The following is a 26,729-nucleotide window of genomic DNA, read 5'->3' as shown; positions in this document are numbered from 1 at the left end:
CTTTCGGGCTGAACAGAAAACCCTCTCCCCCGCCGGGGAGAGGGTTTTTCTTTGTGTGCATCAGGCCTTCGGCGCGGTCAGATGCTCGCGCCGGAAGCCCAGGCCGATTGCACGCGCCGGCAGGCGCTGCAGCACGGCGAAACGGTTCAAGAGCTTGAGGAAGGCCGGCGGCTCGCTGCGCTGCTCGGGCTCGCCCGAGATCAGCGGCCGCAGCAGCGATTCGTGCGCGGCGCGCTGGCCGGCCTGGATCACGCGCGTGGGCAGCAGGCGCCGGTCCTGGACGCGGTGCAGGTCATCGTCAGCATTGGCATGGCCCGCAGAGGTCAGCGGCTCGGCCAGCAGGTTCGCGGTCGCCACGGCATCCTGGATCGCCAGGTTGATGCCGACACCGCCGACCGGGCTCATCGCATGGGCCGCGTCGCCGATCGCCAGCAGGCCCGGCCGATGCCAGCGCGTCAGCCGGTCGAGCGAGACCGACAGCAGCTTTACGGCGGAGAAATCGGGCAAGGCGCTCTCCAGGTTCTCCAGTTGCGGCGCCGAGGCGCGCACTTCGGCGCGGAACGCCTCGATCCCGCGCTCGCGAATGGCCTCGGCGCTGCCCTTGGTGATCACATAGGCGCATTGCCAGTAGTCGCCGCGGTCGATCTGGACGATCATGTGGTTGCCGCGAATGGCACCGCGCACCGCGTGGCCCTGTTTAGGCTTGGGCACCGCGAACCAGAACACGTCGATCGGCGCGCCGAGGTCTTCGACCGGGAGCAATTGCTGCCCCCGCACCAGCGAATCGCGCCCGTCGCAGGCGAGCACGAGCTTGCCCGCGCGCAGGTCCTCGCCCGGCGCCACGGTTACTCCGACGATCCGGCCGGCTTCCTCGATGAAGCCAGTGACCGGGGCCGTCATGCGCAGCTGAAACGCAGGGAAAGCCGCCGCCTCGTCGCGCAGGAAATCGAGGAAATCCCACTGCGGCATCATCGCGATGAACGGTGCAGGCGTCGGCAGGTGGCTGAGGTCGGCGACCTTGAACAGCCGCCCTTCCCACGAAATCTCGGCGCCATTCAGCCGGTGGTGCGGCCGGGCCAGGAAACGATCGAGCATGCCGAGCTCGGACAGCAGCTCCATCGTCGAGGGGTGCACCGTGTCGCCGCGGAAATCGCGGAAGAAATCCGCGTGCTTCTCCAGGACCAGCGTGGAAATGCCCGAACGGGCGAGCAGCATGCCCGCCATCATGCCCGCCGGCCCGCCGCCGACAATGATGACGTCGGGGATCACATCGGGCTTTTTGTCTGCCTGTGTCATGCTGCCTCCGTGACAATTCGGCGCATCATGCCATAATGCCGGACAATGGCAGGCTCAGAACTTTATTCGCCCGTACTTTCCGACGCACTTGTCATTTTGGGGGCCGCTGGGATCGTCATCCCGCTGTTCGCGCGCTTCCGGATCACGCCGATCATCGGGTTCATCTTCGTCGGCCTGCTGGTCGGCCCCTACGGCCTCGGCGCGCATGTCCGCGACTATCCGTGGCTGGTCCATTTCACCATCACCGATCCACAAGGATTGGGGCCTTTCGCCGAGTTCGGCATCATCCTGCTGCTGTTCACGATCGGGCTAGAGCTGTCGTTCAACCGCCTCTGGCAGATGCGCAAGCAGGTGTTCGGGGTCGGCGCGCTCGAACTGATCGTCTGTGGCGTGGCGCTCGCCATCGGCCTCGTCGCAACGGGCGAAACGCCCACCGGCGCGCTGGCACTGGGCCTGGCGCTCGCCATGTCCTCGACCGCGCTGGTCCTGAAGATCGCCGACAGCGGCACGCCGGTCGGCAAGGCGGCGCTCGCCATGCTGCTGTTCGAGGACATCGCGCTCGTCCCGATCATCTTCCTGCTCGGCGCGCTCGCCCCGGCGGCGGGCGGCGGCATCGGCGACCTGCTGCACACCCTGCTGCTGGGGCTGGCGATGATCCTCGGGCTGCTCGTCTTCGGGCGCTTCCTGCTGCCGCCGCTGTTCGCCCAGGCGGCACGGACCAAGAGCCCCGAGGTGTTCCTCGCCGCCAGCCTGCTCGTGGTGATCGTCGCCGCGCTGGCGACCGCGGGGGTCGGACTATCCCCCATTGTCGGCGCGCTGATCGCAGGCCTGCTCATCGCCGAGACCGAATATCACACCGAGGTCGAAGCGATCACCGCGCCGTTCCAGGGCCTCGCCCTAGGTATCTTCCTGATCACCATCGGCATGTCGATCGACCTCGAAGCCGTGTGGGACGACCTCGGCCCGATCCTGCTCGCGACGGCCGCCGTGCTGCTGCTCAAGGCGGTGGTCACAGCGCTGCTGCTGCGCGTGATGGGCGCCCGCCGCGGCACTTCGACGGAGGCCGGCATCCTGATGTCGAGTCCGTCGGAAACCACGCTGATCGTTCTGACCGCCGCGCTTTCGGCCCAGCTGATTTCGCCCGAGACGGGACGGTTCTGGCAGACGGTCACCGCGCTCGGCATGATGGTCACCCCGCTGCTGGCGCTCGCGGGTCGCAGGCTGGCGCGCTCGGTTGACGTCGATGCCGCGGCGATGCAGCAGCCCGACGTGGCCGAGCGCCATGCGATCATCGTCGGCTTCGGCCGCGTCGGCCGGCTCGTCGCCGACATGCTCGCCAGTCACAAGCAGCCCTATGTCGCGGTCGATTCGGATGCGGACCTGATCCGCGACGGGCAGCGCGAGGGCTACAGCGCCGTGTTCGGCGATGCCTCGCGCGCCGACGCGCTCGAACGGCTGGGCGCAGACAATGCGACCGCGATCATCTTTACGATGGACGAGCCGGTCGCGATCCAGCGGCTCGTCAAGAAGCTGCGCGGGCGCTACCCCGTCCTGCCGCTGATCGCCCGTGCGCGCGACGCCAGCCACGCCGCCCAGCTCTACCGCGCCGGCGCCAGCCATGCCGTGCCCGAGACGCTCGAAGCCTCGCTGCAGCTTTCCGAAGCCGTGCTCGTCGACCTCGGCGTGGCGATGGGCCCGGTGATCGCCTCGATCCACGAGAAGCGCGACGAACTGCGCGCGCAGATCATGGAAGAAGGCGAACTGGTCGAGAAGCCGAAGCTCAAGAGCACCTCGCTCAGCGAACGGCTGGCGTAGTCGCCTATTCCTTGCCGCTCTTGGCGACGGCGATCCCGAAAAGCTTGGTTGCACGGCGCAGGCGCTGGGGCTTGCCGTTCGGGTCGATGTTCTCACCGCCTTGATAGGTCGAGAAGTTTAGTCCCGTTCCCGCAGGCCAGACGACGAAGCGGATTTCGACCGGCACGTCGCCCTGCGCGCCAGTGAAAATCTCGGTGTAGTGAAGGACAAAGCCGCTGTCGCCGCGGGTAACCTCGGTGACATGGGTTTCGTTGCACCAGCCCTCGCAATTGGCGAGCTCGGCCATGTGCCGCCCCGCTTCCTCGTAGAACCGCACCTCGAGACCGATCAGATCGCCGGTTTCGTGGCTCGTTCGCACATTGCTGAAAAGTCCGATCGGCCAAGACAGCGGCGCCTTGGCCAATGCAGTACCGGGGGCTAGCGATACGAGCATAGCGAGAAGCCAGCCCGCGCGCATTAGCCTACAAGCACCGCCTTCACCGCCGCGATCGCCTCGGCCGCCTTGGCGCCGTCGGGACCGCCGCCCTGGGCCATGTCGGGTCGGCCGCCGCCGCCCTTGCCGCCGAGCGCTTCGACGCCAGCGCGGACCAGGTCGACCGCGCTGACCTTGCCGGTCAGGTCCTCGGTCACCGCCGCCGCGATGCTGGCCTTGCCTTCGTTGACCACGACGATCGCGGCCACACCCGAGCCCATGCGCTGCTTCTCCTGATCGAGCAGGCCGCGCAGTTCCTTGGCGTCGAGTCCGTCGATGACCTGGCCGGAGAACTTGACCCCGCCGACTTCCTCGTCGGCCGCCTCGGCTTTCGCCCCGCCGCCACCGAGCGCCAGCGCCTTCTTCGCTTCGGCCAGTTCGCGTTCCATCTTGCGGCGCTCGTCAAGCAGCGCGGCGACGCGCGCCTCGACGTCTTCGGGCGTGGTGCGCAGCAGGCTCGCGGTGCCCTTGAGCGCGTCCTCGCGGCCGACCAGCCACTTGCGCGCGCCCTCACCCGTCAGCGCCTCGATCCGGCGCACGCCCGAGCTGACCGCGCTCTCGCTGATCACGCGGAACACGCCGATGTCGCCCGTGGCGGCAACGTGGGTGCCGCCGCAGAGCTCGACCGAATAGTTATGGCCGCTGTCCTGCCAGTTGGTCCGCCCCATCGACAGCACGCGAACCTCGTCGCCGTACTTCTCGCCGAACAGCGCCATGGCGCCGGCGTTGATCGCGTCCTCGGGCGTCATCAGCCGCGTGGTGACGGGTTCGTTGTGGCGGATCTCCGCGTTCACTTCGGCTTCGATCGCAGCGATGTCCCCGGCGGTCAGCGCGGCGGGATGCGAGAAGTCGAAGCGCAGCCGGTCGGCGGCGACGAGCGAGCCCTTCTGCGTGACATGACCGCCGAGGCGGCCGCGCAGCGCGGCGTGCAGCAGGTGCGTCGCCGAATGGTTGGCGCGGATCGCGTCGCGGCGCTCGAGATCGACTTCGAGGTGGACGGTGTCGCCGGTGCGGATCGTGCCGCTCTCGACCTTGGCGTGATGCGCGTGGAGCCGGCCGAGCGGCTTCGCGGTATCGGACACGGTGAGCTTCAGTCCGTCACCGCCGCTGATCACGCCGGTATCGCCGCTCTGGCCGCCGCTCTCGCCGTAGAACGGCGTCTGGTTGGTCAGGACGATGACCTCGTCGCCGGCCTGGGCCGCATCGACTTCGGCGCCGTTCTTGACCAGCGCCACGACTTTGCCTTCGCCGCTCGTCGCGGTGTAGCCGGTAAATTCGGTCGCGCCTTCGCGCTCGGCGATGTCGAACCAGACCTCGCCCGCCGCTGCGTCGCCCGAGCCCTTCCAGGCCGCGCGTGCCGCTGCCTTCTGCTGCGCCATCGCAGCATCAAAGCCCTGCTTGTCGACGCCGATGCCGCGGGCACGCAGCGCGTCCTCGGTCAGGTCGTAGGGGAAGCCGAAGGTGTCGTAGAGCTTGAACGCGGTGTCGCCGGGCAGGCTGTCGCCCTCGCCCAAGCTTTGCGTCGCCTCGTCGAGCAGGCGCAGGCCGTTGGTCAAGGTGCGGCGGAACTGGACTTCCTCGCGCTGCAGCGTTTCCTCGATCAGCGGCTGTGCACGGCCGAGCTCGGGATAGGCCTGGCCCATCTCGGCGATCAGCGCGGGCACCAGGCGGTGCATCAGCGGATCCTTGGCGCCGAGCAGGTGCGCGTGGCGCATGGCGCGGCGCATGATCCGGCGCAGCACGTAACCGCGGCCCTCGTTCGAAGGCAGCACGCCGTCGGCGAGCAGGAACGAGGTCGAGCGCAGGTGGTCGGCGATGACGCGGTGACTGGCCTGGGTATCGCCCTCGGCCTTGACCCCGGTCAGGCTCTCCGAAGCCGCGATCAGCGCCTTGAAGGTGTCGGTGTCGTAGTTGTCGTGCACGCCCTGCATGACCGCGGAGATGCGCTCCAGCCCCATGCCGGTGTCGATCGACGGCTTGGGCAGCGGAATGCGATCCCCGCCCGACTGCTGGTCGAACTGCATGAACACGAGATTCCAGATCTCGATGAAGCGATCGCCGTCCTCCTCGGGCGATCCCGGGGGGCCGCCCCAGATGTGATCGCCGTGGTCGAAGAAGATTTCCGAGCAGGGTCCGCAGGGGCCGGTGTCGCCCATCGACCAGAAGTTGTCCGAGGTGGCGATGCGGATGATCCGCTCCTCGGGCAGGCCGGCGATCTTGCGCCAGAGGTCGAAGGCCTCGTCGTCGGTGTGATAGACCGTGGCGGTCAGCTTGTCCGCCGGCAGGCCCCATTCCTTGGTCAGCAGGGTCCAGGCGTGGGTGATCGCCTGTTCCTTGAAATAGTCGCCGAAGGAGAAATTCCCCAGCATCTCGAAGAAGGTATGGTGCCGCGCGGTATAGCCGACGTTGTCGAGATCGTTGTGCTTGCCGCCCGCCCGCACGCACTTCTGCGACGAGGCCGCCCGCGGCACGCCGCGCGCTTCGAGGCCGGTGAAGACGTTCTTGAACGGGACCATGCCCGCGTTGACGAACATCAAGGTCGGGTCGTTGTACGGCACCAGCGGTGCGGACGGCACGGCCTCGTGGCCGTTGGCCGCGAAATAGTCGAGGAAGGACCGGCGGATTTCGTTGGTCGAGCTCATAGACGCGCCGATAAGCGACGCGCGGGCGTGCGACAAGCAGGAAGCGGGGCTCAGTGCGTCCTGGAACCGTGAATCTTGAACAGATTCCGTTCGGGTTGCGTGGTTTCCCGCGGAGTCACCACGCCGAGCGCGCTCGGCAGGCTGCGCAGGCGCAGCGGCAAGGCCATCCATTCGAGCTCGCCGTCGAAGGCGCCTTCGATCCAGCCCTGCCCGTCGATCACGACTTCGGCCGCGCTTGCGCACTCTGCGAAGTCGCGCTCGGGCCGGGCCAGGCCGACCAGTGCGCGCAGGGCGAAAGCGACCAGCTTGTGCGGTCCCTGCGCGGCCACGGCGAAGATCGAGAGCTGGCCATCGTCCATCGCCTCGCGCTCGCCGAGGCGCCCTGGGTCGATCGAATACTGGTTGTTGCCGACGAAGAGCAGCGGCGTGGCCACCGTGCGCGGCTCGCCGTCGAGGTCGAGCGTGAACTGCTGCGCGCGCATATGGCGCAGCACGTGCCAGGTCGCCGGAATCGAATTCAGCCACTTGGGCCCGTTCTGCTGGTCGCGCTGGCGCACGAACCGCGTGTAGATGCCGAACGAGGCATTGTTGACGAACACCCGCTCGCCCGCCGCGCCGAGATCGATGCGCCGGCGCTGGCCGCCGACCGCCACTGCCACCGCAGCGTCGAGTTCGAGCGGAATCTCTAGCTGGCGCGCCAGGTGGTTGCGCGTGCCCAGCGGCAGGATCGCGAGAGCGGTAGGGGTATTGGCCAGCACGGTCGCGGCGCAGCCCAGCGTACCGTCGCCGCCGCCCACTACCACGCGCGGCTTGCCGCGGTGGCGCGCCACGGCTTCGGCCATCCCGGCCCCGTCGACCAGCTCGAGTTCGATCTCCTGGCCGGCCGCGGCAAAGGCTTGTTCCACCGTCTCACGCAGCGATTCGCCAAGCGCCGCGGCGGTGCCGCCGGCATGGTTGATCAGCACTGGAAGCGGGCTCGCCATGACAATCGCCACAATGCGCCGCGAGGCGACTCTGTTCCTCGCGCCGGAACCTAGGAAAGTAGGAAGACAGGCCGCCCGGCACAACAAGATTCCACTTGCGACTCATCGCATAGAGGCACAGCATCCCCATCCCGTCTTGCGCGTCTGAGCGCAAAACAGCGCCAGCGCGCCTTCACAAAGAGAGGAGGCGACGATGGGCAACGTCACACATAAAGGTTCCGCCAACGGCAGCAGTTCTGCCCGTGCTCCCCTGACACGCGCCATAGCGCTGGTGGGGCCGGCGGGCACGGGAAAGACCAGCCTCGCCGAGGCGCTGCTCTTCGCCAGCGGCGCGATCAACCGACAAGGCAGCGTCGAGGCCGGAACCACGGTCGGCGATGCCAGCCCCGAGGCGCGGGCCCGCCGCGGTTCGACCGAAATCAACCTCATGCATCTCGATTACCTGGGCGACCACTTCGCCCTGATCGACATGCCCGGCGGCACCGGCTTCGCCGCCGACGGCCTCGCCGCGCTGCAGTCCGCTGACATGGCACTCGTCGTGATCGACCCCGCGCCCGAGCGCGCGGCGCTGGCCGAACCGATGCTGCGCCGGCTCGACGAACTGGGCGTGCCGCATGCCATCTTCGTCAACAAGATCGAGAACGCCCGCGCGGGCGCAATCCGCGACCTGATCGCCGAACTGCAGCCGATGAGCGGCGAGCCGCTGGCGCTGCGCCAGATTCCGATTCGCGAGGGCGAGCACGTCACCGGCTATGTCGATCTCGCGATGGAGCGCGCCTACCGCTACCGGCCGGGCAAGGAATCCGAACGCGTCGAAATCCCCGGCGAACTGCTCGAGCGCGAGCGCGAGGAGCGCGGCCATCTGCTCGAGACGCTGGCCGATTTCGACGACGCGCTGCTCGAGACCTTGCTGATGGACGAAACGCCCGATCCGTCACTGGTCATGGCCGACCTCGCGATCGATACGGCGACGGGCAAGGTCGTGCCCGTGCTGCTCGGCTCGGCGCTGACCGGCGGCGGCGTGCACCGGCTGCTCAAGCTTCTGCGCCACGAAGTGCCCGAGCCCGAGATCGCCGCGATCCGGCTCGGCGTCGAGAACGGCACCGCGCTGCACGTGTTCAAGATCGCCAACGGCGGCGCCATGGGCCGGCTCGCGCTCGGCCGCGTGCTCGGTGCAGGGATCCACGAGGGCGACGAGTTGATCGTCGGCGACGAATCGGCACGCACCGGCTCGCTGTTCGTGCTCCAGGGCGACAAGACCGCCAAGCAGGCCGCGGCCGCCTCGGGCGACGTCGTCGCGGTGGCCAAGGTCGATGCGGCGCGCAGCGGCATGCTGCTGCCCGGCAAGGGGGCGAAATGCACCTCGGCGCTGCTCGTCGAATATCCGGCGCGCAATGCCAGCCTCGCCATCACCACGCGCGATCGGAAGGACGACGTCAAGCTCTCGACCGCGCTGCACCGGCTCTGCGAGGAGGACCCGGCGCTGCAATGGTCGCAGGACGATGCCACCCACGAGACCCTGCTGCGCGGGGTCAACGACGATCACCTGGCCGTCGTGCTCGGCCGGCTGCAGCGCCGCTACGGCGTCTCGGTCGACACCAGGCCGCCGCGCATCGCCTACCGCGAATCGATCCGAAAAGGGGCGACCCAGCGGGGGCGGCACAAGAAGCAGTCGGGCGGGCACGGTCAGTACGGCGACTGCGTGATCGAGATCCGGCCGCTGGGGCGCGGTGAAGGCTTCCAGTTCACCGACAAGATCAGCGGCGGTGCGATCCCCAAGCAATATATCCCCGCGGTCGAGGCCGGTATCCGCGACGCCATGGAAAAAGGCCCGCTGGGCTTCCCCGTGGTCGACGTGGCGGTGACGCTGACCGACGGCTCGTTCCACACGGTCGATTCGTCGGAATTGGCCTTCCGCATCGCCGGGCGAATGGCGATGTCGGAAGCCTTGGCCTCGGCCGCTCCCTATCTGCTCGAACCGATCTGCAAGGTCGCGGTCGACACGCCTTCTGGCACCGGATCGAAAGCAGGCTCGGTGTTGTCGAGCCGGCGCGGGCAGATTCTCGGCCTCTCGCCGCACCCCGACTGGGCGCGCTGGGAACGCGTCGAGGCACTGCTGCCCGAGGCGGCGCTGCACGGGCTGGACGCAGAGCTGCGCTCGCTGAGCCAGGGGCTGGCGGGGTTCACCGCCGGGTTCGATCACCTGCAGGAACTCGGCGGGAAACATGCCGATGACGTCGTGAAGGCGCGGACTGCCGAGGCGGCCTGAGCAGAAGGGTGATGTGGGGGCCATCGCCCCCAACTACCGTCCACTCCTACCTCGTCACCGCTGCGTAGGCAGGGGCCTAGATAAGCTCGGCTGATCAACTCAAGCTCCGCGTTCGAACGCGCCGTCATCTGGGCCCTGCCTGCGCAGGAGCGACGGGTAATGTTGGATTTGACGGTGCGCCTCTCCTGCTGATCGGTGACGGTGCGGCCGGTGCGCCTCCCTGCGGCGCTTGAGACTATGCGTGCGCGTCTGGTTGCGAACGGCCGGAGCAAGATCGCACAAATCTCCGGCACGGCCTGCGGCGCGAAGGCTTGAACGACGGGCCGGCTCGCTGCCCTGCCATCGTCCTACGGAGTGAAACCTCCGCCCTGATCCTTCGTCGCGGGGAGCGCGCTGCCGCGCGCACCGGCCACTGTGCGGGAGAGCAAGAGACGAAGGCCTGTCGCCCTCACACACCCATCGCGAGGGTAAATAACCTATTCGGGATAAAATGTCAAGATCATGGCACCATATCGGATAGCTCAGCCGATCGCGTGCGAAGCTGCCCTTCGTAGTCGCGCTTGCCGATCGGCACGCCGCGGTTGCGCAGGATGTCGTAGGCGGTGACCGCGTGGAAATGAAAGTTGGGCAGTGAGAACGAAAGGATGAAGGTCTCCGCGGTGAAGGCGAGCAGCCGCGGGCCGATCTGCATGTCGAGCGCCTTGCCGGCACAGCGGTCGACTGCGTCGCGCGTGAACGCCTGCAAGGCCTTTTCCCCGCTGGCGATCATGGCTCTGAGCTCGGCGAAGGGAACCGGTCCGACCAGCCCGGGCGGCGCGAAGGCGCCCGTGATCAAAGCTTCGACGCCCCATACGGCATGGTGCCAGGCCGCCTCGATCTGGAAATGGAACGGCGCCATGTCGTCATAGAGGCGGGCATCGACGAAATCGTCGGGGTCGGTGCCGATCTCGGCGCAGTGCGCGACTGCACGATCGAGGAAGCCACCCATCGCCCGCACGGTCTGCAGGAAAGTCGGCACGCTGAGATCATAAAGGGAGGTCGCCATCGGCTTTTTCCTGGTGGATGCTGCTTCCGCCAGTGTGCCATCGACCGCGGCAGGCAGTCCATATCCCGCACCAAGCCAATCGCCGCACTTTCTCTACCGTTCAGCCGATCTCGTTTCCAGCCACGCGCCGATTCCGGCGCAAATGAAAAGGACCGACGCAGCCACTTGGCCCGCGCCGGTCCCGTTCCCTCGAGTGCCGGTTTTGACGCCGGCGCTCCTTGGAGGTCAGATGTCGTCGTCCGCGTCCGGGCCTGCCATCATTTCCTCCGCAAGACCGTCGGTGCGGCCGCGGATTGCGGCTTCCAGGCGGTCGGCAACTTCGGGATTGTCCTTGAGATACTGCTTCGAATTCTCGCGACCCTGGCCGATGCGGATCGAGTCGTAGCTGAACCACGCACCCGACTTCTCGACGATGCCGGCCTTGACGCCGAGGTCGAGGATCTCGCCGATCTTCGAGATGCCCTCGCCGTACATGATGTCGAACTCGACCTGCTTGAACGGCGGCGCGACCTTGTTCTTGACGACCTTGACGCGCGTGGCGTTGCCGGTGATCTCGTCGCGGTCCTTGATCTGGCCGGTGCGGCGGATGTCGAGGCGGACCGAGGCATAGAACTTGAGCGCGTTGCCGCCCGTCGTCGTCTCGGGATTGCCGTACATCACGCCGATCTTCATGCGCAGCTGGTTGATGAAGATCACCATGCAGCGCGAGCGGCTGATCGAGCCGGTGAGCTTGCGCAGCGACTGCGACATCAGGCGCGCCTGCAGGCCGACGTGGCTGTCGCCCATCTCGCCCTCGATCTCGGCACGGGGAACCAGCGCGGCGACCGAGTCGACCACGAGCACATCGATCGCGTTCGAGCGCACCAGCGTGTCGACGATTTCGAGCGCCTGCTCGCCGGTGTCGGGCTGCGACACGATCAGTTCGTCGATATTGACGCCCAGCTTCTTGGCATAGGCCGGATCGAGCGCATGCTCGGCATCGATGAAGGCCGCGGTGCCGCCGGTCTTCTGCGCCTCGGCGATGACGTGCAGGGCCAGCGTGGTCTTGCCCGAGCTTTCCGGACCGTAGACTTCGATCACGCGTCCGCGCGGCAGGCCGCCGACGCCGAGCGCGATGTCGAGCCCGAGCGAGCCGGTAGAGATCGTCTCCACCTGCATCGTCTCCTTCGAGCCGAGCTTCATCGCGGAGCCCTTGCCGAAGGCGCGATCGATCTGAGCCAGCGCTGCTTCGAGCGCCTTTTGACGGTCCATGGAGTCCTTTTCCTTGCCTTCCTGGATCAGCTTGAGCTGAGCAGCCATTTTCACGTCCTCCTGCCTAGAGCACCGACCGGGAAGGTCAACTGGCGCTTCATGTATCGCGTTTGTTCCCATCGAACAAGAGGGGAACAAAAAAATTTCAAGGGCCGGCCAGAACCCGCTGCGCCGTTCCCACCCGCGGGCCAATCGTGTTCACAATGGACCGATCGGTTATTACCCCCTCCCCTTTCGAGACAAGCTGGCCGGTTCACCAGGAATGGCAGCCGGAGCCACTAAGTATCCGTTATGGATATTGTTTGAAAATCAGCCACTGCCGACATGATTTACATTTGGGTTCGGGCATCGATTTCCTGCGATGGTCAGGTCAACAGCCTGTATTTCCGAAGTAATGCAATAACCTATTGATATTGGCCTATCCGCAGGGGGGTGGCATGGCGGCGATCGAGACCGGTAGAGTAGTTCCATTTCGAGGGACGAGGGCCGATCCAGGCGGGGCGACGTTCGACCAGCTCGAATCCCAAAGGAACCAGGCCCTGTGGACCGGCTATCTGGGCGGATTCGATCGATTGCTCGTCCTGCTCGCGGTCGCCGGGATTATCGCGTCCTTCGTCTACGGCGCCGCCGTAGGGATCAAGAACGATAATTCTTCATCGATCATCGCGAATCTCTGCGGCGGCCTGCTCGCGCTGGCGATCGTTGGCGGGGCGTCCAGCGTAGGCATCTTCGCCGGCTTTCTGTTCGGCCTGCCGCGCACCTTGACCAGCAACGAACTGCGCGGCGCCCATGCCGCGGGAAAGCAGGAGGCAAACGCCGGCACCCCGGCCCAACCCAATCCGGCTCCTCCCGAAGGCAAGACCGCCTTCAGCGACGTCAACACCAATCTCGAGCAGATCAGCGACTGGCTAACCAAGATCATCGTCGGTGTCGGACTGACCCAACTGGGAACCATCCCGGCGAAGCTTGGGGAGTTCGGTGATCGGGTCAATGACTACTTCGGGTTCGGCGGCCACGTCTTCGCAGTCGGCGGCGGGCTCTATTTCCTCATCCTCGGTTTCTTCCTCGGCTATGTCGGCACGCGGGTGAAACTCAGCCTCGTTTTCACGACCAGCCAGCGGCACAACATCGATACCAGCGACGGCAAGATACTGGGGGCAGACGGCCGGGAGATGCGCGAGAAGGCGGAGGCCGCCGTCACCGCCGCCGCCGCCGATCCGATCTCCGATGCGGTCGATGCGCCGACGCGCGAGAAAATCCGCTTGGCCGACGAGATCATGGTCCAGCGGCCGCTATCCGAACTGGTCACCGACGAGGAGCTGCAGGCACGTGCGAACGCGCTTGCACGCGACAACAAGCCGCTGCCGGCTCTGTCGATCTATCAGGATCTGGTCAGCCGCAGCCCCGCACCGTCGCCCGAACTCGTCCGCCAGTACGTGCAGGTGCTGGCCATGGCCGGGCGGCAGGACACGGCCAAGAACGTAATCGCCGCCGCTCCCGCCTTTTCGCTCAACGCCCCCGTCGCCAATGCGGAAACGCAGCGCAAGATCGACATCGCCACCTTGCGCGGCGACGTGCACGACGGGCTCTATGCCAACAAGGGCAAGACCTACACCGACGCACTCGTCGCGCTCGACCTGTTGCTGAAGCACGATGGCCAAGCCGACGACTCCTGGGTGCAGACCTGGATCGCCTGCGCCAATGGCCAGAAATACAAGGCTCTGGTCAACCAGAACGCACCGGCGCCCGACCGGATAGCGACGCGAAACACGATCGTCGCAGCGGTGCGCCGCGCGATCGAACTCGATCCGGTAAAGAAATCCTGGCTGGCCACGCTTTACGTACCCGAGCGCGTTGTCAACGGCGAGGATGATCTGACCGGGCTCTATCCCGATCCGGAACTCGACCAGCTCCTGCTCGACGCGGCACCGCCGGAAGCAGCACCGACCGACGCGACAGCACAGGACGATCCGCCTGTCGAGCCGTGAGGCCTGGGTAGGCACATCCGTTCCTCGGCATAACCCGGCACCGATTGAGATCGTACAACTGGCGCGTCCACGCATCCGGTGCCATCCATTGCTCCCTGGCGGCGAAAGTGCCGGCCGCAACCGAGGAGCAGGCGATGTACGACGTAAACAATATCAAGAAGCTTCCCACGCTCGGCTCACACGCACCGGCGGCCTGGGAGGCCTTCCTCGCCTTCGACAAGGCCGCGCTCGCCGACGGGGCGATCCCCAAGAAGTACAAGGAACTGATGGCCGTCGCCGTCGCGCTGACGACGCAGTGCCCCTACTGCATCGAGATTCATTCCAAGGCTGCCCGCAAGGCGGGTGCGAGCGAGGAGGAAATGGCCGAGACGGCCTTCGTCTCCGCGGCGATCCGTGCGGGCGGCGCCATCACCCACGCGACCCATTTCGTACAGGACGCTTAGACTCCGTTTCGGTTGCACTGAAACGGGTGCTTTCACGTAAGTGGAAAAAAGAACCTAGCGGCCCGCCGCGAGCACCGCGCCCACCTTGTCGCAGATCTGCTGGACCGAGAACGGCTTGGGGATGAAGTGCACGTTCTCGATGTCGATCTGGCGGCGCAGCTGTTCCTCGGCATAGCCCGACATGAACAGCACGGGCAGATCAGGCGCGAGCTTGCGGATCTCGCGGGCCATGGCGGGGCCATCCATGCTCGGCATGACGACGTCGCTGAGCACGAGGTCGAACTGGCCGCCCTGCTCCACCGCCTCGAGCCCCTCTTCGCCGTCGCGCGCACTGGTGACCTGGTAGCCCTGGCGGGTCAGCGCACGCTCGGCGACCATGCGGACGGTATCCTCGTCCTCGACCAGCAGGATCGAGCCGCCCCCGGCCCAGACGCTCGGTGCGGGCGTGGCCACGGGCGCGGCGATGGCCGGGGCGCCGTGGTGGACGGGCAGGTAGATGGTGAACCTGGTGCCCCTGCCCAGCTCGCTGTCGGCGAAGATGAAGCCGCCCGACTGTTTGACGATGCCATAGACCGTCGAGAGGCCCAGGCCCGTGCCCTTGCCCTGCTCCTTGGTGGTGAAGAAGGGCTCCCAGATCTTGCCGAGATGCTCGGGCGGAATGCCGCCGCCGGTATCCTCGACGATCAGCGCGGTATAGTCGCCCATCGGCACGATCTCGCTGCGCATGGCGCGGACGTCGTTCGCGGTGACGCGGCGCGTGGTCAGCATGAGCTTGCCGCCGCGCGGCATGGCGTCGCGGGCATTGACCACGAGGTTCATCACCACCTGGCCGAGCTGCGAGGGGTCGGCGCGGACCGGGCCGAGATCGCGGTCGTGGCTCACCTCGAACTGGATCTTCTCGCCGATCAGCCGCTTCAGCATCTGCGAGATCTCGGCGACGACGTCAGGCAGCTGTAGAACTTCGGGGCGTAGCGTCTGCTGGCGCGAGAAGGCGAGCAGCTGGCGTGTCAGCGAAGCGGCGCGGTTCGAATTGGCGCGGATCTGCTGGATGTCGTCATAGTCCGAATCGCCGGGCGTATGGCGCAGCAGCATCAGGTCGCAGGTGCCGAGGATCGCGGTCAGCACATTGTTGAAATCGTGCGCGACGCCACCGGCGAGCTGGCCCACGGCCTGCATCTTGGTCGCCTGCGCGACCTGGCGCTTGAGCCGTGTTTCTTCCGAGCTGTCGGTCAGGCCCAGCAGCACCGCCGCCTCGCCCAGCCCGCGCACGCCGGCGAGGCTCAGCGAAACCGGATCGTCGGGCTGGCTGACCAGCCGCACGGCGATGTCGCCCGCCGCGGCCGAACCCTGGGCATAGCGGCGGATCGCGTCGGACAGCGCGCCCTTGTCCTCGCGCACGACGAGGTCGGTCGGATAGGTCGGCGGCGCCTCGCCCTCGCGGCCGCCGGCACGCATGAAGGCGGGATTGGCGAAGAGCAGCCGGCCGTCACGGTCGGCCATGGCGAGGCCTAGCGGGAGTTGGCCGAGCAGCGCCTCGAGGTGCGGCGCCGCGGCGCTGACCTCGCTGTTGCCGCCGCCAAGGCCGACGCCGGCATCGACCACGAGCATCAGCGAAGGCGTGGTATCGGGATCGGGCTCGCCGCGCGCATCGGGATCGGCGACGGGCACGTAGTAGAGCGTGACGGGCCCGCCGCGGCGTCCCTCGCGCGCCCAGGAGATGCGGTCGCCCTCTTCCTGGCGCAGCAGGCCGACGAAGTCCTGCCCCACGGGCGAGGCCAGGGCATCGCCCGAAGCGCGCGCGGCGAAGCCCGTGCTGGCGGCGCGGATCACCCCGTCGGGATCGACAATGGCAGCAGCCATGCCGGCGCGGTCGAGCGCGCGGCCGAACTTGCCGTCGAGATGCTGGACGAGCTCGGCGACGGGATCGGCGGCGAAGACCGGAGCGAAGCGCCAGACCAGGAAGTCGTCCCCGCGGCCGGTGCGCTGGGCCTCGGCCTTCCAGCGGCGGCCGACGTTCTCGACATTGCCGCCTTCGACGAGGTCGGTCTGGCCCTTGCCGTCGCGCCAGGCCGAGCGTGCGGCGCGGCCGAGCCGTTCGAGCGAAGCTTCGTCGACCGGCAGCCGCGGCGGCGCGTAGGCGGCGCCGAACCATTCCTCGTAGCGGCCGTTGGCGCAGACCAGCCGACCGGCACGGTCGATGATGGCGACGGCGAGATCGGCATTCTCGATCGCGGCGACGGTCACCGACCAGTCGGGCAGCGCGAACTCGACTTCCTTCTCGACCGGACGTCTGCGCGTCAGTGCGAAGGCGACACCGCCGAGAACCAGGATGCCCGCACCGAAGGCCGCGGCGACCACCGGCTCGCGGGTGATTGCCCAGATCAGCAGAAGGCTCAGGACCAGCGCTCCGGCGACCAGCATCCAGTCGGCCGGTCGGTGTGCGCTAGCCTCTGCCTTCATGCCTTGCCTACCTTCATTTCATTCGGCGCTCTCGACGACGACGGCCAACCGCTCGCGCCGGCCCCGCACCTTGTGCCCGATCCACCAGCGCCAGACAAAGGCCGAGACCAGGTAGCCGATCGCGGCAGCGACGGTCGAGATGATGAACAGGCCAATCAACAGCGCAGGCGCCGCGTCGGACAGTAGCCAGTAGGCCCACTCCTTGAGCGAGGCGCTGTGCTCGTAGAGGCTATAGAAGGTCGTGAGGTCGGCATGGAAGCCGAGCTTGTTGCCGAGGAAGATCGAGGCGGCCAGGATCATCGGCGTGGTCAGCGGGTTGGACAGGAAGGTCATGGCCGCCGCGATCGGGATATTGCCGCGGCAGGGCACGCACATCAGCGCCGCACCGATGATCTGGATGCCGGGAATCAGCGCGAAGATGCCGACCAGCAGGCCGACAGCGACGCCGCGCGGCACCGAGCGGCGGGTGAAACGCCACAGCTCCTGGCGGCGCGCGAAAGGGGCCACGAAGCGATTGGCCTCGAGCTCCTCGCGCTTGGGCATCGCGCGATGCAACCAGGTGGCGAACTTGTTCTGCATGATTCCATGTGCTGGCATGTCCCTGCTTTCGCAGGGATGACTGAAAATTAGCTTATGATCTAACCCGTGATTCTAACCGTGATCCCGCATTATTCGCGACTGTTCACGCTTCCAGTCGCGTTCCTTGATCGTGTTCCGCTTGTCCGCTGCGTTCTTGCCCTTGGCGAGGGCGAGCTCGACCTTGGCACGGCCGCGGCCGTTGAAATAGACCGACAGCGGCACCAGCGTCATGCCCTTGCGTTCGACCGCCCCCTGCAGGCGATCGATCTCGCGCTCATGGAGCAGCAGCTTGCGCGGGCGCTTGGGCTCGTGGTTGAAGCGGTTGCCGTGGCTGAACTCGGGGACGTTCGAATTGACCAGCCAGGCTTCGCCGCCGCGGATCTCGGCATAGGATTCGGCGATCGAACCCTCGCCGAAGCGCAGGCTCTTCACTTCGGTCCCGGTCAGCATGATGCCGGCCTCGAACACGTCCTCGATATAATAGTCGAATCGCGCGCGCCGGTTCTCGGCGACGGTCTTCTTCTTGTCGAACTTCTCGGGTGTCGGACGGGCCATGATCGAGGGGGATGTAGGGGCGGCGGGCGCAAAAGGGAACCCTGAGCGGACCGCCGCTTCGATCAATCGTGCTGCAGGTAGATGTCGAGATGCACGAGCCTGCCCGCCTCGTCGAATTCATAGAGCGTGCAGGAGTTTACCACGCTCTCGGCACCGCCGCGGGGCGTGTTGTGCTCGGTCAGTTCGAGGAACACGAGCTTGCCCACCTCGCTGATGCGGTGGAACTCGCTCCAGAAATCGGTCGTGGTCGCCCACATCGTCAGCAGGCTGCGGTAGACGTCCCAGCCCATCGCCACCTTATCGTTGCCGACGCGCTCGAACTTCGCCGTGTCTAGAAGCGAGGCCAGCTCATCCCAGCCGGCCTCGGTGAAGCCCGGTTCCTTCGCCGCGCGCACCGTGCGCTCGATGATCTCGCCGTACTGCAGGACCTTGCGGGCGTAGATGCCGGTGACGGTGGTCTTGTCTCTGGTGCTGGTCACGGGGCGATCGTCTCCATTTTCGATGCATCATCTTCGACGCTGCGTCCGAAGTGGCAAGTCCGGACTTGTCGCAGTCGTACAAATTTGCATGCTGTACTGGGGCCTTGGGGGATCAAACGGAAAAATGAATTTCAAAAATGCCGTGTGCGCAGCCTGGGCCGCGCTGTGCCTGATGCTCGCCCTGCCAGTTGCCGCAGAGACGCCGCCGCTGAAAGCCTATGGCGGACTGCCGGGGATCGAGGACATGTCGATTTCGCCGAGCGGCAAGGGCCTGGCGATCGTCGCCCGCATGGGCAACGAGCGGCGGCTCATGATCCTGGGCGCCGCGCACAAACTTCAAGCAGCCCTCCCACTCGGCGACATCAAGCTGCGTTACGTCCGCTGGGTCGGTGAGGATGCCGTGCTCGTGGTCAAAAGCGCCACGGAAGCGCTCGGCATCGGCTTCACCGAGGACAAGCACGAATTCTATGCCGCCATCCTCGTCGCCGCCGACGGCAGCAGCGCACAGACGGTCTTCGGCAAGCGGAGCTCGATGGCCGGCGCGATCTTCGGCAACTATGGTACACGCCAGATCAATGGCCAGTGGACAGGCTATTTTGGCGGCATCCAATTCAAGCAATCGGCCGATCATCTGAGCTACGAGTTCGATCATGGACGCCCGGCGCTGTTCGCCGTCGACCTCAAGACCAACACGCCGCGCAAAGTTTCGGACGCCGCCTCGGAAAGCAACTATCGCGATTGGCTCGTCAGCGGAGATGGCAGCGTCGCGGCGGTCCTCGATCTCAATCGTAGCACCGGCCGCTGGCAGATCAGGCATCGACAGGGCACCCCCGTCGCCACCGGGATCGATCCGACGGGCGACGTCAGCCTCGTCAGCCTCGGGCAGGGCGGCGCCAGCGTCATCTATTCGCAGGAGGACGACGCACAGGGTGAAACGCATTGGTATGAGGTTCCGCTGTCGGGGGGGGACGCCCAAGGAAGTCCTGGCCGATGCGGATATCGAACGCACCTATGTCGATCCCAACAACGGGCAGTTGCTAGGCTATCTCGAGCGCGGAGCGCCGTCGAAGCCCGTTCTGTTCGATCCCAGACAGCAGGCGATCATCAGCCGCGTCTACCAGGCGTTTCCCAACCGAGACCTCCGCATCGTCGAATGGACGCCCGACTTCAGCCATTTCCTCGTCCATACGAGCGGCAATGGGGACAGCGGGACCTGGTATGTGGTGGATGTCACGGGGCGGCGGGCCGACCCGGTAGGCTACGACTATCCGATGATCGCGACCGAAAACGTAGGGCCGGTCTCGAAAGTGACCTACCAGGCCGCCGACGGGCTCGAAATGGACGGTATCCTGACCTTGCCGCCCGGAGGCGTGACAAAGAACCTGCCAGTCGTCCTGCTGCCACATGGAGGCCCGACGGCCTACGATCCGGTCGCTTTCGATTGGTGGGCGCAAGCCTTCGCGTCGCGCGGCTATGCAGTGTTCCAGCCCAATTTCCGCGGTTCGACCAATCGCGGCGACGCCTTCCGCCGCGCGGGCAACGGCCAGTGGGGCCGCAAGATGCAGAGCGACATTTCGGACGGCCTGGCGGAACTGGCCAAGCGCGGCCTGGTCGATCCGAAACGCGCCTGCATCGTCGGCGCAAGCTACGGCGGCTATGCCGCGCTGGCGGGCGTGACGCTCCAGCACGGGCTATATCGCTGCGCAGTGGCCGTGGCGCCGGTCAGCGATCTCTCCGATATGTACCTGACCGACCTGCGCGTCAGCGGCGGCAGCAACATGCTCAAGAACTCATTGCGCGAGAGCCTCGGCAATCCGTCAACCTTTGCCGAAGTCTCCCCGCGTAAGCGGGCCGCCCAGGCCGATGCACCGATCCTGCTGATCCACGGCAAAGACGATACGGTCGTGCCGTTCAAGCAGAGTTCGGCAATGGCCGATGCGCTGAAGGATGCCAGAAAACCCTACGAACTCGTCGTCATGCCCAACGAGGACCACTGGCTGTCGCGCTCGGCCACGCGCCAGCAGATGCTCGAGGCGGCCGTGGCCTTCGTGGAGAAGAACAACCCGGCTAACTGATCCCTACTTCAGCCCGGCGTGCTTCAGCGCCGCGTCGACGGCCTTGCGCGCCGGCTCGCCGCAGGGGACCAGCGGCAGGCGCAGTTCCTCGGCGATCCAGTCGTGGACCTGGGCGAGCGCGTACTTGCACGGCCCCGGCGAGGCATCCTCGAACATGGCGTAGTGCAGCGGATAGAGCTTGTCGTTGAGCTCGCGCGCCTTCTTGAGGTCGTTGTCGCGGCAGGCCGCCTGGAACTCGGCGCAAAGCTTCGGCGCAACGTTAGCGGTCACCGATATGCAGCCGACACCGCCGGCGGCGTTGAACGGCAGCGCCAGTTCATCGTCGCCCGAGAGCTGAGCGAAGTCGCCCTCGATGCCCATACGGTGGTCGGTCACGCGCGACAGGTCGCCGCTCGCATCCTTGATGCCGACGAAACGGCCGGGGAAGCGGCGGGTCAGTTCGCAGACGGTCTCGGGCTTGAGATCGGTCACCGTGCGGCCGGGCACGTTGTAGAGCACGATCGGCAGGTCGCTGTGCTCGGCCAGGTACCCGAAGTGAGCGAGCAGGCCTTCCTGGCTCGGCCGGTTGTAATAGGGCGCGACGAGCAGCGCGGCCTGGGCGCCGCACTTCTTCGAGAAGTTCATGTGGAGCAGCGCATTCATCGTGTCGTTGCTGCCGCAGCCGGCGATGACGGGCACGCGGCCCGCCGCCTGCTCGACGCAGACCTCGATCACGCGGTGGTGCTCTGCGTTCGACAGCGTCGAATTCTCGCCCGTCGTACCGCAGGGAACCAGGCCCGAAGAGCCGTTCTCGATCTGCCATTCGACCAGCCGCCGAAAGGCGCTTTCATCGAACGCTCCGTCGCGAAACGGTGTAACGAGCGCGGGAATGGAACCGGAAAACATGGACTTTGCCCTCGATTGTGCCCCACTATGGCGCTGCGGCCGGCGGGGTTCGGCCTAAATTTCGGCCCAATTGCGGCCACGTCATTCAGCGCCTGATAAGGAGCCTTCCCCCTTTATGTCCAGCATGCGTGCGACTTCGCTTCTGCTGCTGCTCGGTCTGGCCTCGATGTCCACCCCCGCCGCCTGTCAGGACGGCGGCGAGTGGGACCGCGCCCGCCAGCAGCTCATGGGCAGCCAGAGCAGCGGCGTCGCCCAGGCGATCGACCGCTGGCGGCAACTCACCGCTTCGCCGGGAGTCTATGGCTTCGACACCTATGCCGGCTTCCTCATGGCCTATCCGGGCTACCCCGACGAGGATAAGCTGCGGACCTATGCCGAGCAGGCGCTGGGCCGCGAATCGCCGGATCTCAATCGGCTGGTCAGCTACTTCGACCGCTTCCCGCCGCTGACCAATCCGGCGCGCGCGCGCTATGCCCTGGCGCTGGCTTCGCTCCAGCGCGGCGAGGCGCGCGCGATGGGCCTGCAGGCCTGGCGCGGCGGCTCGATGAGCGACGCCTCGGAAGCGGCGCTGTTCTCGCTCCTGGGCGCGAGCCTGACCCCGGCCGACCAAGACGCGCGGATGAACGCGCTGCTCTGGGCCGGCGACGCCACGGCGGCAGCCCGGCAGATGACCTATGTCTCGCCCGCGGCGCGCGCCGGCTTCATGGCGCGGCTGACCTTGATCCAGGGCTCCGCGCCGGGCACGCTCGGCCTGCCGGTGCCGGGCGACGCGCTGCGCGACGCGGGCTATGTCTATGCCAGCGTCCGCCAGGCGCAGCGTTCGGGCAACATGTACGGCGCGGTCCAGCTCCTCGCGACACGCCCACCGGCGACTACGCCGCCGCTCGATCCCGAAAAGTGGATCGGCACGCTGCTGTCGGTCGCCCGCAGTGCGGACAGCGCTAGCGCGACGCGCATCGCGGCCTCGATCGACGATACCTTCCCACCCGGCACCGACGTCAGCCGGATGAAGTTCAAGCTGCGCGACGACTATACCTCGCTGATGTGGCTCGGCGGCACCAAGGCGATGGGAATGAACAGCCCGGGCGCCGCCGCGCCGCTGTTCTACCGCTACGGCGCTGCGGCGCAGACCCCGCAGACGCGCGCCAAGGGCTTCTACTGGGCCGGCCGCGCGCTCGGCCGCGCGGGCGACGCCTCCGGGGCCAACCGCTATTTCGAAATGGCCGCGGCCTATCCGACGGCCTTCTACGGCGAACTCGCGCTCGAACGGCTCGGCCGGCCGATCCCGCCGCTGACCAGCGCCCCGGTGCAGGTGCCCAACCAGGCCGAACGCGCCGCCTTCAATGCCAAGCCGATCACTGCCGCGGTGCGCGAAGTCGCCCGCGCGTCCGACTGGCAGACGACGGTGCGCTTCTTCCGCGAGATCAGCGACCAGGCCGTCAGCGAAGGCGACCACGTGCTGGTGGCAGACCTCGCCACCAGCCTGGGACGGCGCGACCTCGGCGTGATCCTGGGCCAGGCGGCGCACGCCGAAGGCTTCGTCAATCTGACCAAGGTCGCCTACCCGCTGCTGCCCGCCCCCGCGGGGACCGACTGGACGATGGTCCACGCGATCAGCCGGCAGGAGAGCCAGTTCTCGCAGAACGCGGTCAGCCACGCCGGCGCACGCGGGCTGATGCAGCTCATGCCGGGCACGGCGCGCGAGCAGGCGGGCAAGATCGGCCTCGCATTCGACGCCAGCGCACTGATGGCCGATCCCAGCTACAACCTGCGACTGGGCGACGCCTATTTCGCGCGGATGATGGACTATTACGGCGGCTCCTATCCGCTCGCGGTGGCCGCCTACAACGCCGGTCCGGGCAACGTGAACAAGTGGCTGCGCAACAACGGCGACCCGCGAACGGGTTCGGTCGACTGGGTCGACTGGATCGAGCGGATCGACATCAGCGAGACGCGCAACTACGTCCAGCGCGTGCTCGAGAATGCCGTGGTCTACGAAGCGATGAACCCGACGCGGGCGCGCTACACCGGCAATGCGCCGCTGAGCCACTTCATCGGCAAGCGCACGCCGGGGTGATGCGCTTCATGTCCGTTCCAAGACATTGAATTTGGATCGAGTTTGAATCGACATCTGGCTTCCCAAGATGGACGTTCTCCGCCCTTCAGGAGGCTCGATCATGCGATTCGGTTGGTTAATGGCCGCTCTGGCCGCATTATGGACGATGCCCGCCGCAGCCGTGACGACGATCACGCTGAGCAGCACCGCCTCCAGTCAGGGTGTGCATCAGAAAATCACCCTGACCGGCTTGACCGATAGCGATGTAGTCGATGTCTCCGGCAACTCCGGATACTTCAATCATTATTGGTGGGAATTTGATAGGGGCAAGTGGATCTACGACTACAATGGAGGCACGATCGTCGAGTGCGCTGTCAAAGATGGTACATGCCATGACGAATTTTTCACTCAGAGCCCCGCTTATCCGATATCGCTCTTTGCCACGCTCGATATCAAGGTTGTCGCAAACGAGATTTTCGTAGACTGGTCCAAGTCCAACGATGCATTTATTTGCTTCGATCTTCCAGAGGCCGATCGCGTGTCCGGCATTCAGAACAAGTGCGGCTATACTTGGAAATCGCCGAACGCTATGACGATAGACATCAAAGTTACCGGTCCCAGCGCGAACAGCTTCGGCTACAGTGTAGGAACCTGGGCGCCGGTGCCCGAGCCCGTCAGCTGGGCATTGATGATCGTCGGGCTCGGCCTGATCGGTGCGGCTGCGCGGCGGCAGCGCGTGTTGAGGCCGGTCGCTTTGAAGTGCTGAGGCTTGTACGAAGGCGAACGATCTCAACACTCTTCGGACCATTCCCCTCGCTCGAAGCATGACCTAGAGCGTCCCCATGAAACCCGACGGCCCCCCGATCACCCCAGCCGGTCTTGCGGCACTACGCACACGCTATGACCACCTGCTCGGTACCGAACGGCCGGAGATCGTCGCGATCGTCAGCTGGGCGGCGGGGAACGGCGACCGCTCGGAAAACGGTGATTACATCTACGGCCGCAAGCGCATGCGCGAGATCGACCGCGAGCTCGCCTTCCTCGCGCGGCGGATGAAAGCGGTGCGGGTGATCGACCCGACGGCGCAGGCCGACAAGAGCCGCGCCTGGTTCGGTTCGACCGTGACGATCGCCGACGAGGACGACAATGAGCGCGTGCTCACGCTGGTCGGCGACGACGAGCAGGATGCCGGCCAGGGCCGCATCGGCTGGAGCGCGCCCCTCGCCCGCGCGCTGCGTGGTGCCGCGATCGGCGACCTGCGCCGCGTCCGCCTGCCCGGCGGCGAGAAGGAATGGGAAGTGGTGGCGATCGCCTACCCCTGAGCCGGAACCGAACGGCGCCCCCACGCATTGGGACGGCCATGCAGCAACAGATTTCCGTCGTCACGCTCGGCATCGCCGAGATCGCCCGCTCGAAGCGGTTCTATGCCGCGGGCTTCGGCTGGCAGCCGGTGTTCGAGAACGAGGAGGTCGTATTCTACCAGATGAACGGGCTGATGCTCGGCACCTGGCTGCAGGTGAGCCTGGAGGCGGACATGCAGCAGACGGCGAACGCACCGCCCTGCGCCGCCAGCTATGGCCACAACGTGCCGAGCGAGGCCGAGGTCGATGCGGTGATAGGCCGTCTCGTAAAGTCCGGCGGTAGGCTGCTGCGCGCTGCCGACGCCCCGCCGCATGGCGGCTACCGCGGCTATGTCGCCGATCCCGACGAGCATGTCTGGGAGATCGCCTTCAATCCTGCCTGGCCGATCGATGCCGAAGGGCGCGTTACCTTCGGCTTGTGATCAGTCCGCGAGATAGCTCATGACGAGCGCAGCCTGCGCCTGCAGGCGCCGGGCATCCTCGGGATAGCCCAGCCTATCGTACTCGGCCGCCGCCGCCCGCCAGGCGATGATCTCGTCTTCGAGCAACGACATCAGTTCCTGCACCGACAGGTCGCGCAGCGAGGCCTGGGCCCCGTCGCGGATCGCGTGGAGCTTGCGCTCCTCGACGCGCCGGGCTTGCCTGGCGGTTTCGAGGGCCTTGCGGAGTCTGATCTTGAGCGCCGTGGCCCCGTCACTCATTTGAGGCGTCACTCATCTAAGGCGTCATTCATTTGATGCGTTATTCTCCGGTCGTTTGGGGTCTCGCGAGTTGCAGACCCAGCAGTGACAGCACTGCCGCGCCCGAGAGCAGAAGCCCCGTATAGACGCCGCCACCCGCTCCACTCAAGAGCTGAGCCAGAATCGGCGTCACTGCCCCGCCGAGTATTCCACCGAAGTTGAACGCGAACGAAACGCCGCTGTAGCGCAGCCGCACCGGGAACAGGCTGATCAGCCAGGAGCCGAGCGGCCCGTTGGTCATGCCCATGAAGAACATCGTCACGCAGAGCGTCAGCCCGGCCAGCGCCAGCGAGCCCGAGGCGAGACCCGGACCGAAGGCGATCCCCATGACGACCACGCCCAGCGAACCGATCGAGATCGCCGTCGCCGGGCGCGTACGATCGGCAATCCAGGCGGCTAGGAAGATGCCCGCGGTCAACGTCAGGTTGGCGATCAACTGGATGCCCAGCACCGCCTCGCGCGGCTGGTGCTGCGCGCCAGTGAGTTCGGCGAGCGCCCAGGCCGTGCCGAGGTAGAAGGTGGCGAAGACCACGACCACGCCGGCGCTGCCTGCCAGCACCGCGCCCCAGTGATGGCGCAATACCTGCGCCAGCGGGACGGGCACGGGCGGCTCGCGCTCGAGCGCGGCTCGGAACTGCGGCGTCTCGCCGATCTTGTGGCGCATCCACAGGCGGAGCGCGACCAGCACCGAACTCGCCGCGAATGGGATACGCCAGCCCCATGCGGCGAATTCGGCGTCGGACAGCCAGAAACCGATGGCGAGAAACAGCCCGTTGGCGGCGAAGAAACCGATCGGCACGCCCGACTGCGGCGCCGCGCCGAAGCGGGCTTCCCAGCCCTTGGGCGCATTCTCGACCGCGAGCAGCGCCGCCCCACCCCACTCTCCGCCGAGCCCGAAGCCCTGGCCGAAGCGCATCACGTAAAGCAGTACCGGCGCGACCCAGCCGACCATCTGGTATGTCGGCAGGAAGGCGATCGCCAGGGTCGAGCCGCCCATCAGCATCAACGAGACCACCAGGGTCGACTTGCGGCCGATGCGGTCGCCGAAATGGCCGAAGACCACGCCACCGATCGGCCGGGCGATAAATGCGATGCCGAAGCTCATGAAAGCGAGCAGCGTCTGCGCCGTTGCCGATTCGGAAGGGAAGAACAGCGGCCCGAAGACGAGGGCGGCCGCGGTCGCGTAGATGAAGAAGTCATAGTATTCGACCGCCGTGCCCACCATCGCGGCGGCCAGGATGCGGGCATTGTCGCGCAGCGGCTGCATGCTCTTCCGGTTCCCCCCTCGTTCCCCAAGGCCTTCTGGCGCCGTCTTGGCGCGATTTAGCCTTGCTG

At 66.6% G+C, this 26,729-nt stretch carries 23 protein-coding genes; 9 read left to right on the top strand and 14 right to left on the bottom strand.

From position 1 onward, the window contains the following. Positions 1-60: 60 nt before the first annotated feature. Positions 61-1,296, bottom strand: coding sequence for an FAD-dependent oxidoreductase (locus tag KRR38_RS29940; protein ID WP_217407032.1), 1,236 nt, complete (start codon positions 1,294-1,296; stop codon positions 61-63). Positions 1,297-1,341: 45 nt separating this feature from the next. Between KRR38_RS29940 and KRR38_RS29935 the strand changes: the two genes are divergently transcribed. Next, positions 1,342-3,111: a cation:proton antiporter gene (locus KRR38_RS29935; protein WP_217407031.1), complete on the top strand. Its 1,770-nt coding sequence runs from the start codon at positions 1,342-1,344 to the stop codon at positions 3,109-3,111. 4 nt (positions 3,112-3,115) lie between these two features. Here the strand turns inward: KRR38_RS29935 and KRR38_RS29930 are convergent, their stop codons facing one another. The 3 genes from KRR38_RS29930 to KRR38_RS29920 are packed head-to-tail and all read right to left on the bottom strand — an operon-like array spanning position 3,116 to position 7,208. After that, the gene (locus tag KRR38_RS29930; RefSeq protein WP_217407030.1) at positions 3,116-3,544 is read right to left on the bottom strand and encodes a hypothetical protein; all 429 of its coding nucleotides are present in this window, start codon (positions 3,542-3,544) and stop codon (positions 3,116-3,118) included. Between the two features lie 23 nt (positions 3,545-3,567). After that, on the bottom strand, positions 3,568-6,225 hold the full coding sequence (gene alaS / locus KRR38_RS29925) for an alanine--tRNA ligase (protein WP_217407029.1): 2,658 nt from the start codon (positions 6,223-6,225) through the stop codon (positions 3,568-3,570). A 50-nt stretch (positions 6,226-6,275) separates the two neighbouring features. After that, positions 6,276-7,208, bottom strand: a complete 933-nt coding sequence (locus tag KRR38_RS29920; RefSeq protein WP_217407028.1) for a diacylglycerol kinase family protein — start codon at positions 7,206-7,208, stop codon at positions 6,276-6,278. 193 nt (positions 7,209-7,401) lie between these two features. On the opposite strand from KRR38_RS29920, the gene KRR38_RS29915 reads away from it, so the two are divergent. Then, positions 7,402-9,477: an elongation factor G gene (locus KRR38_RS29915; protein ID WP_217407027.1), complete on the top strand. Its 2,076-nt coding sequence runs from the start codon at positions 7,402-7,404 to the stop codon at positions 9,475-9,477. Positions 9,478-9,976: 499 nt separating this feature from the next. On the opposite strand, the gene KRR38_RS29910 is transcribed toward KRR38_RS29915, so the two are convergent. Together KRR38_RS29910 and recA are read right to left on the bottom strand one after the other, a co-directional pair. Continuing rightward, positions 9,977-10,522, bottom strand: coding sequence for a DUF1993 family protein (locus KRR38_RS29910; RefSeq protein WP_217407026.1), 546 nt, complete (start codon positions 10,520-10,522; stop codon positions 9,977-9,979). 225 nt (positions 10,523-10,747) lie between these two features. Continuing rightward, positions 10,748-11,821: a recombinase RecA gene (recA, locus tag KRR38_RS29905; RefSeq protein ID WP_217407025.1), complete on the bottom strand. Its 1,074-nt coding sequence runs from the start codon at positions 11,819-11,821 to the stop codon at positions 10,748-10,750. A 389-nt stretch (positions 11,822-12,210) separates the two neighbouring features. On the opposite strand from recA, the gene KRR38_RS29900 reads away from it, so the two are divergent. Together KRR38_RS29900 and KRR38_RS29895 are read left to right on the top strand one after the other, a co-directional pair. Then, the gene (locus KRR38_RS29900; RefSeq protein WP_217407024.1) at positions 12,211-13,761 is read left to right on the top strand and encodes a hypothetical protein; all 1,551 of its coding nucleotides are present in this window, start codon (positions 12,211-12,213) and stop codon (positions 13,759-13,761) included. 134 nt (positions 13,762-13,895) lie between these two features. Next, complete coding sequence (locus KRR38_RS29895; protein ID WP_217407023.1) at positions 13,896-14,204, top strand: carboxymuconolactone decarboxylase family protein; 309 nt, start codon at positions 13,896-13,898, stop codon at positions 14,202-14,204. A 54-nt stretch (positions 14,205-14,258) separates the two neighbouring features. Here the strand turns inward: KRR38_RS29895 and KRR38_RS29890 are convergent, their stop codons facing one another. From KRR38_RS29890 to KRR38_RS36575, 5 genes are all read right to left on the bottom strand, one after another. Then, positions 14,259-16,664 (bottom strand): PAS domain-containing sensor histidine kinase, encoded by a 2,406-nt coding sequence (locus KRR38_RS29890; RefSeq protein WP_217407022.1) that lies wholly within the window; start codon positions 16,662-16,664, stop codon positions 14,259-14,261. A gap of 18 nt (positions 16,665-16,682) precedes the next feature. Then, positions 16,683-17,243, bottom strand: coding sequence for a DUF2062 domain-containing protein (locus tag KRR38_RS29885; protein ID WP_217407021.1), 561 nt, complete (start codon positions 17,241-17,243; stop codon positions 16,683-16,685). Positions 17,244-17,315: 72 nt separating this feature from the next. Further along, a complete protein-coding gene (smpB, locus tag KRR38_RS29880; protein ID WP_217407020.1) occupies positions 17,316-17,798 on the bottom strand; it encodes an SsrA-binding protein SmpB in 483 nt (160 codons plus the stop codon). A gap of 62 nt (positions 17,799-17,860) precedes the next feature. Then, positions 17,861-18,277, bottom strand: coding sequence for a hypothetical protein (locus KRR38_RS29875; protein ID WP_217407019.1), 417 nt, complete (start codon positions 18,275-18,277; stop codon positions 17,861-17,863). A 112-nt stretch (positions 18,278-18,389) separates the two neighbouring features. Continuing rightward, the gene (locus KRR38_RS36575) at positions 18,390-19,217 is read right to left on the bottom strand and encodes a hypothetical protein (protein WP_254515040.1); all 828 of its coding nucleotides are present in this window, start codon (positions 19,215-19,217) and stop codon (positions 18,390-18,392) included. Between the two features lie 4 nt (positions 19,218-19,221). On the opposite strand from KRR38_RS36575, the gene KRR38_RS36570 reads away from it, so the two are divergent. After that, the gene (locus KRR38_RS36570; protein ID WP_254515039.1) at positions 19,222-20,352 is read left to right on the top strand and encodes a S9 family peptidase; all 1,131 of its coding nucleotides are present in this window, start codon (positions 19,222-19,224) and stop codon (positions 20,350-20,352) included. Between the two features lie 3 nt (positions 20,353-20,355). On the opposite strand, the gene dapA is transcribed toward KRR38_RS36570, so the two are convergent. Beyond that, positions 20,356-21,237 (bottom strand): 4-hydroxy-tetrahydrodipicolinate synthase, encoded by an 882-nt coding sequence (dapA, locus tag KRR38_RS29865; protein ID WP_217407018.1) that lies wholly within the window; start codon positions 21,235-21,237, stop codon positions 20,356-20,358. A gap of 115 nt (positions 21,238-21,352) precedes the next feature. Here dapA and KRR38_RS29860 point away from each other — a divergent pair, with 115 nt between their 5' ends. The 4 genes from KRR38_RS29860 (at position 21,353) to KRR38_RS29845 (ending at position 25,076) form a co-directional block, all read left to right on the top strand. After that, the gene (locus KRR38_RS29860; protein WP_217407017.1) at positions 21,353-23,314 is read left to right on the top strand and encodes a lytic transglycosylase domain-containing protein; all 1,962 of its coding nucleotides are present in this window, start codon (positions 21,353-21,355) and stop codon (positions 23,312-23,314) included. A gap of 100 nt (positions 23,315-23,414) precedes the next feature. Further along, positions 23,415-24,059: a PEPxxWA-CTERM sorting domain-containing protein gene (locus KRR38_RS29855; RefSeq protein ID WP_254515038.1), complete on the top strand. Its 645-nt coding sequence runs from the start codon at positions 23,415-23,417 to the stop codon at positions 24,057-24,059. A 76-nt stretch (positions 24,060-24,135) separates the two neighbouring features. Beyond that, positions 24,136-24,615, top strand: a complete 480-nt coding sequence (locus KRR38_RS29850) for a GreA/GreB family elongation factor (RefSeq protein WP_217407016.1) — start codon at positions 24,136-24,138, stop codon at positions 24,613-24,615. 38 nt (positions 24,616-24,653) lie between these two features. Beyond that, positions 24,654-25,076, top strand: a complete 423-nt coding sequence (locus tag KRR38_RS29845; protein ID WP_217407015.1) for a VOC family protein — start codon at positions 24,654-24,656, stop codon at positions 25,074-25,076. On the opposite strand, the gene KRR38_RS29840 is transcribed toward KRR38_RS29845, so the two are convergent. Continuing rightward, positions 25,077-25,355 (bottom strand): hypothetical protein, encoded by a 279-nt coding sequence (locus tag KRR38_RS29840; RefSeq protein WP_217407014.1) that lies wholly within the window; start codon positions 25,353-25,355, stop codon positions 25,077-25,079. It lies immediately after the preceding gene. A 40-nt stretch (positions 25,356-25,395) separates the two neighbouring features. Then, positions 25,396-26,661: an MFS transporter gene (locus KRR38_RS29835; protein WP_217407013.1), complete on the bottom strand. Its 1,266-nt coding sequence runs from the start codon at positions 26,659-26,661 to the stop codon at positions 25,396-25,398. Between the last annotated feature and the right edge of the window lie 68 nt (positions 26,662-26,729).

It is taken from the genome of Novosphingobium sp. G106, from assembly GCF_019075875.1.
Lineage (GTDB): Bacteria > Pseudomonadota > Alphaproteobacteria > Sphingomonadales > Sphingomonadaceae > Novosphingobium.
This window is presented reverse-complemented; position numbering and strand designations above follow the sequence as displayed.

Bases quoted from the DNA above. Each gene is read 5' to 3' on its own strand.
- KRR38_RS29885 (WP_217407021.1), bottom strand. From the start codon at position 17,243: ATGCAGAACAAGTTCGCCACCTGGTTGCATCGCGCGATGCCCAAGCGC.
- KRR38_RS29940 (WP_217407032.1), bottom strand. From the start codon at position 1,296: ATGACACAGGCAGACAAAAAGCCCGATGTGATCCCCGACGTCATCATT.
- KRR38_RS29935 (WP_217407031.1), top strand. From the start codon at position 1,342: ATGGCAGGCTCAGAACTTTATTCGCCCGTACTTTCCGACGCACTTGTC.
- KRR38_RS29890 (WP_217407022.1), bottom strand. From the start codon at position 16,664: ATGAAGGCAGAGGCTAGCGCACACCGACCGGCCGACTGGATGCTGGTC.
- KRR38_RS36575 (WP_254515040.1), bottom strand. From the start codon at position 19,217: ATGCGTTTCACCCTGTGCGTCGTCCTCCTGCGAATAGATGACGCTGGC.
- KRR38_RS29910 (WP_217407026.1), bottom strand. From the start codon at position 10,522: ATGGCGACCTCCCTTTATGATCTCAGCGTGCCGACTTTCCTGCAGACC.
- KRR38_RS29895 (WP_217407023.1), top strand. From the start codon at position 13,896: ATGTACGACGTAAACAATATCAAGAAGCTTCCCACGCTCGGCTCACAC.
- KRR38_RS29835 (WP_217407013.1), bottom strand. From the start codon at position 26,661: ATGCAGCCGCTGCGCGACAATGCCCGCATCCTGGCCGCCGCGATGGTG.
- KRR38_RS29855 (WP_254515038.1), top strand. From the start codon at position 23,415: ATGCGATTCGGTTGGTTAATGGCCGCTCTGGCCGCATTATGGACGATG.
- KRR38_RS29840 (WP_217407014.1), bottom strand. From the start codon at position 25,355: ATGAGTGACGGGGCCACGGCGCTCAAGATCAGACTCCGCAAGGCCCTC.
- KRR38_RS29930 (WP_217407030.1), bottom strand. From the start codon at position 3,544: ATGCTCGTATCGCTAGCCCCCGGTACTGCATTGGCCAAGGCGCCGCTG.
- KRR38_RS29920 (WP_217407028.1), bottom strand. From the start codon at position 7,208: ATGGCGAGCCCGCTTCCAGTGCTGATCAACCATGCCGGCGGCACCGCC.
- KRR38_RS29845 (WP_217407015.1), top strand. From the start codon at position 24,654: ATGCAGCAACAGATTTCCGTCGTCACGCTCGGCATCGCCGAGATCGCC.
- smpB (WP_217407020.1), bottom strand. From the start codon at position 17,798: ATGGCCCGTCCGACACCCGAGAAGTTCGACAAGAAGAAGACCGTCGCC.
- KRR38_RS29850 (WP_217407016.1), top strand. From the start codon at position 24,136: ATGAAACCCGACGGCCCCCCGATCACCCCAGCCGGTCTTGCGGCACTA.
- KRR38_RS36570 (WP_254515039.1), top strand. From the start codon at position 19,222: ATGAGGTTCCGCTGTCGGGGGGGGACGCCCAAGGAAGTCCTGGCCGAT.
- KRR38_RS29860 (WP_217407017.1), top strand. From the start codon at position 21,353: ATGTCCAGCATGCGTGCGACTTCGCTTCTGCTGCTGCTCGGTCTGGCC.
- recA (WP_217407025.1), bottom strand. From the start codon at position 11,821: ATGGCTGCTCAGCTCAAGCTGATCCAGGAAGGCAAGGAAAAGGACTCC.
- KRR38_RS29900 (WP_217407024.1), top strand. From the start codon at position 12,211: ATGGCGGCGATCGAGACCGGTAGAGTAGTTCCATTTCGAGGGACGAGG.
- alaS (WP_217407029.1), bottom strand. From the start codon at position 6,225: ATGAGCTCGACCAACGAAATCCGCCGGTCCTTCCTCGACTATTTCGCG.
- dapA (WP_217407018.1), bottom strand. From the start codon at position 21,237: ATGTTTTCCGGTTCCATTCCCGCGCTCGTTACACCGTTTCGCGACGGA.
- KRR38_RS29915 (WP_217407027.1), top strand. From the start codon at position 7,402: ATGGGCAACGTCACACATAAAGGTTCCGCCAACGGCAGCAGTTCTGCC.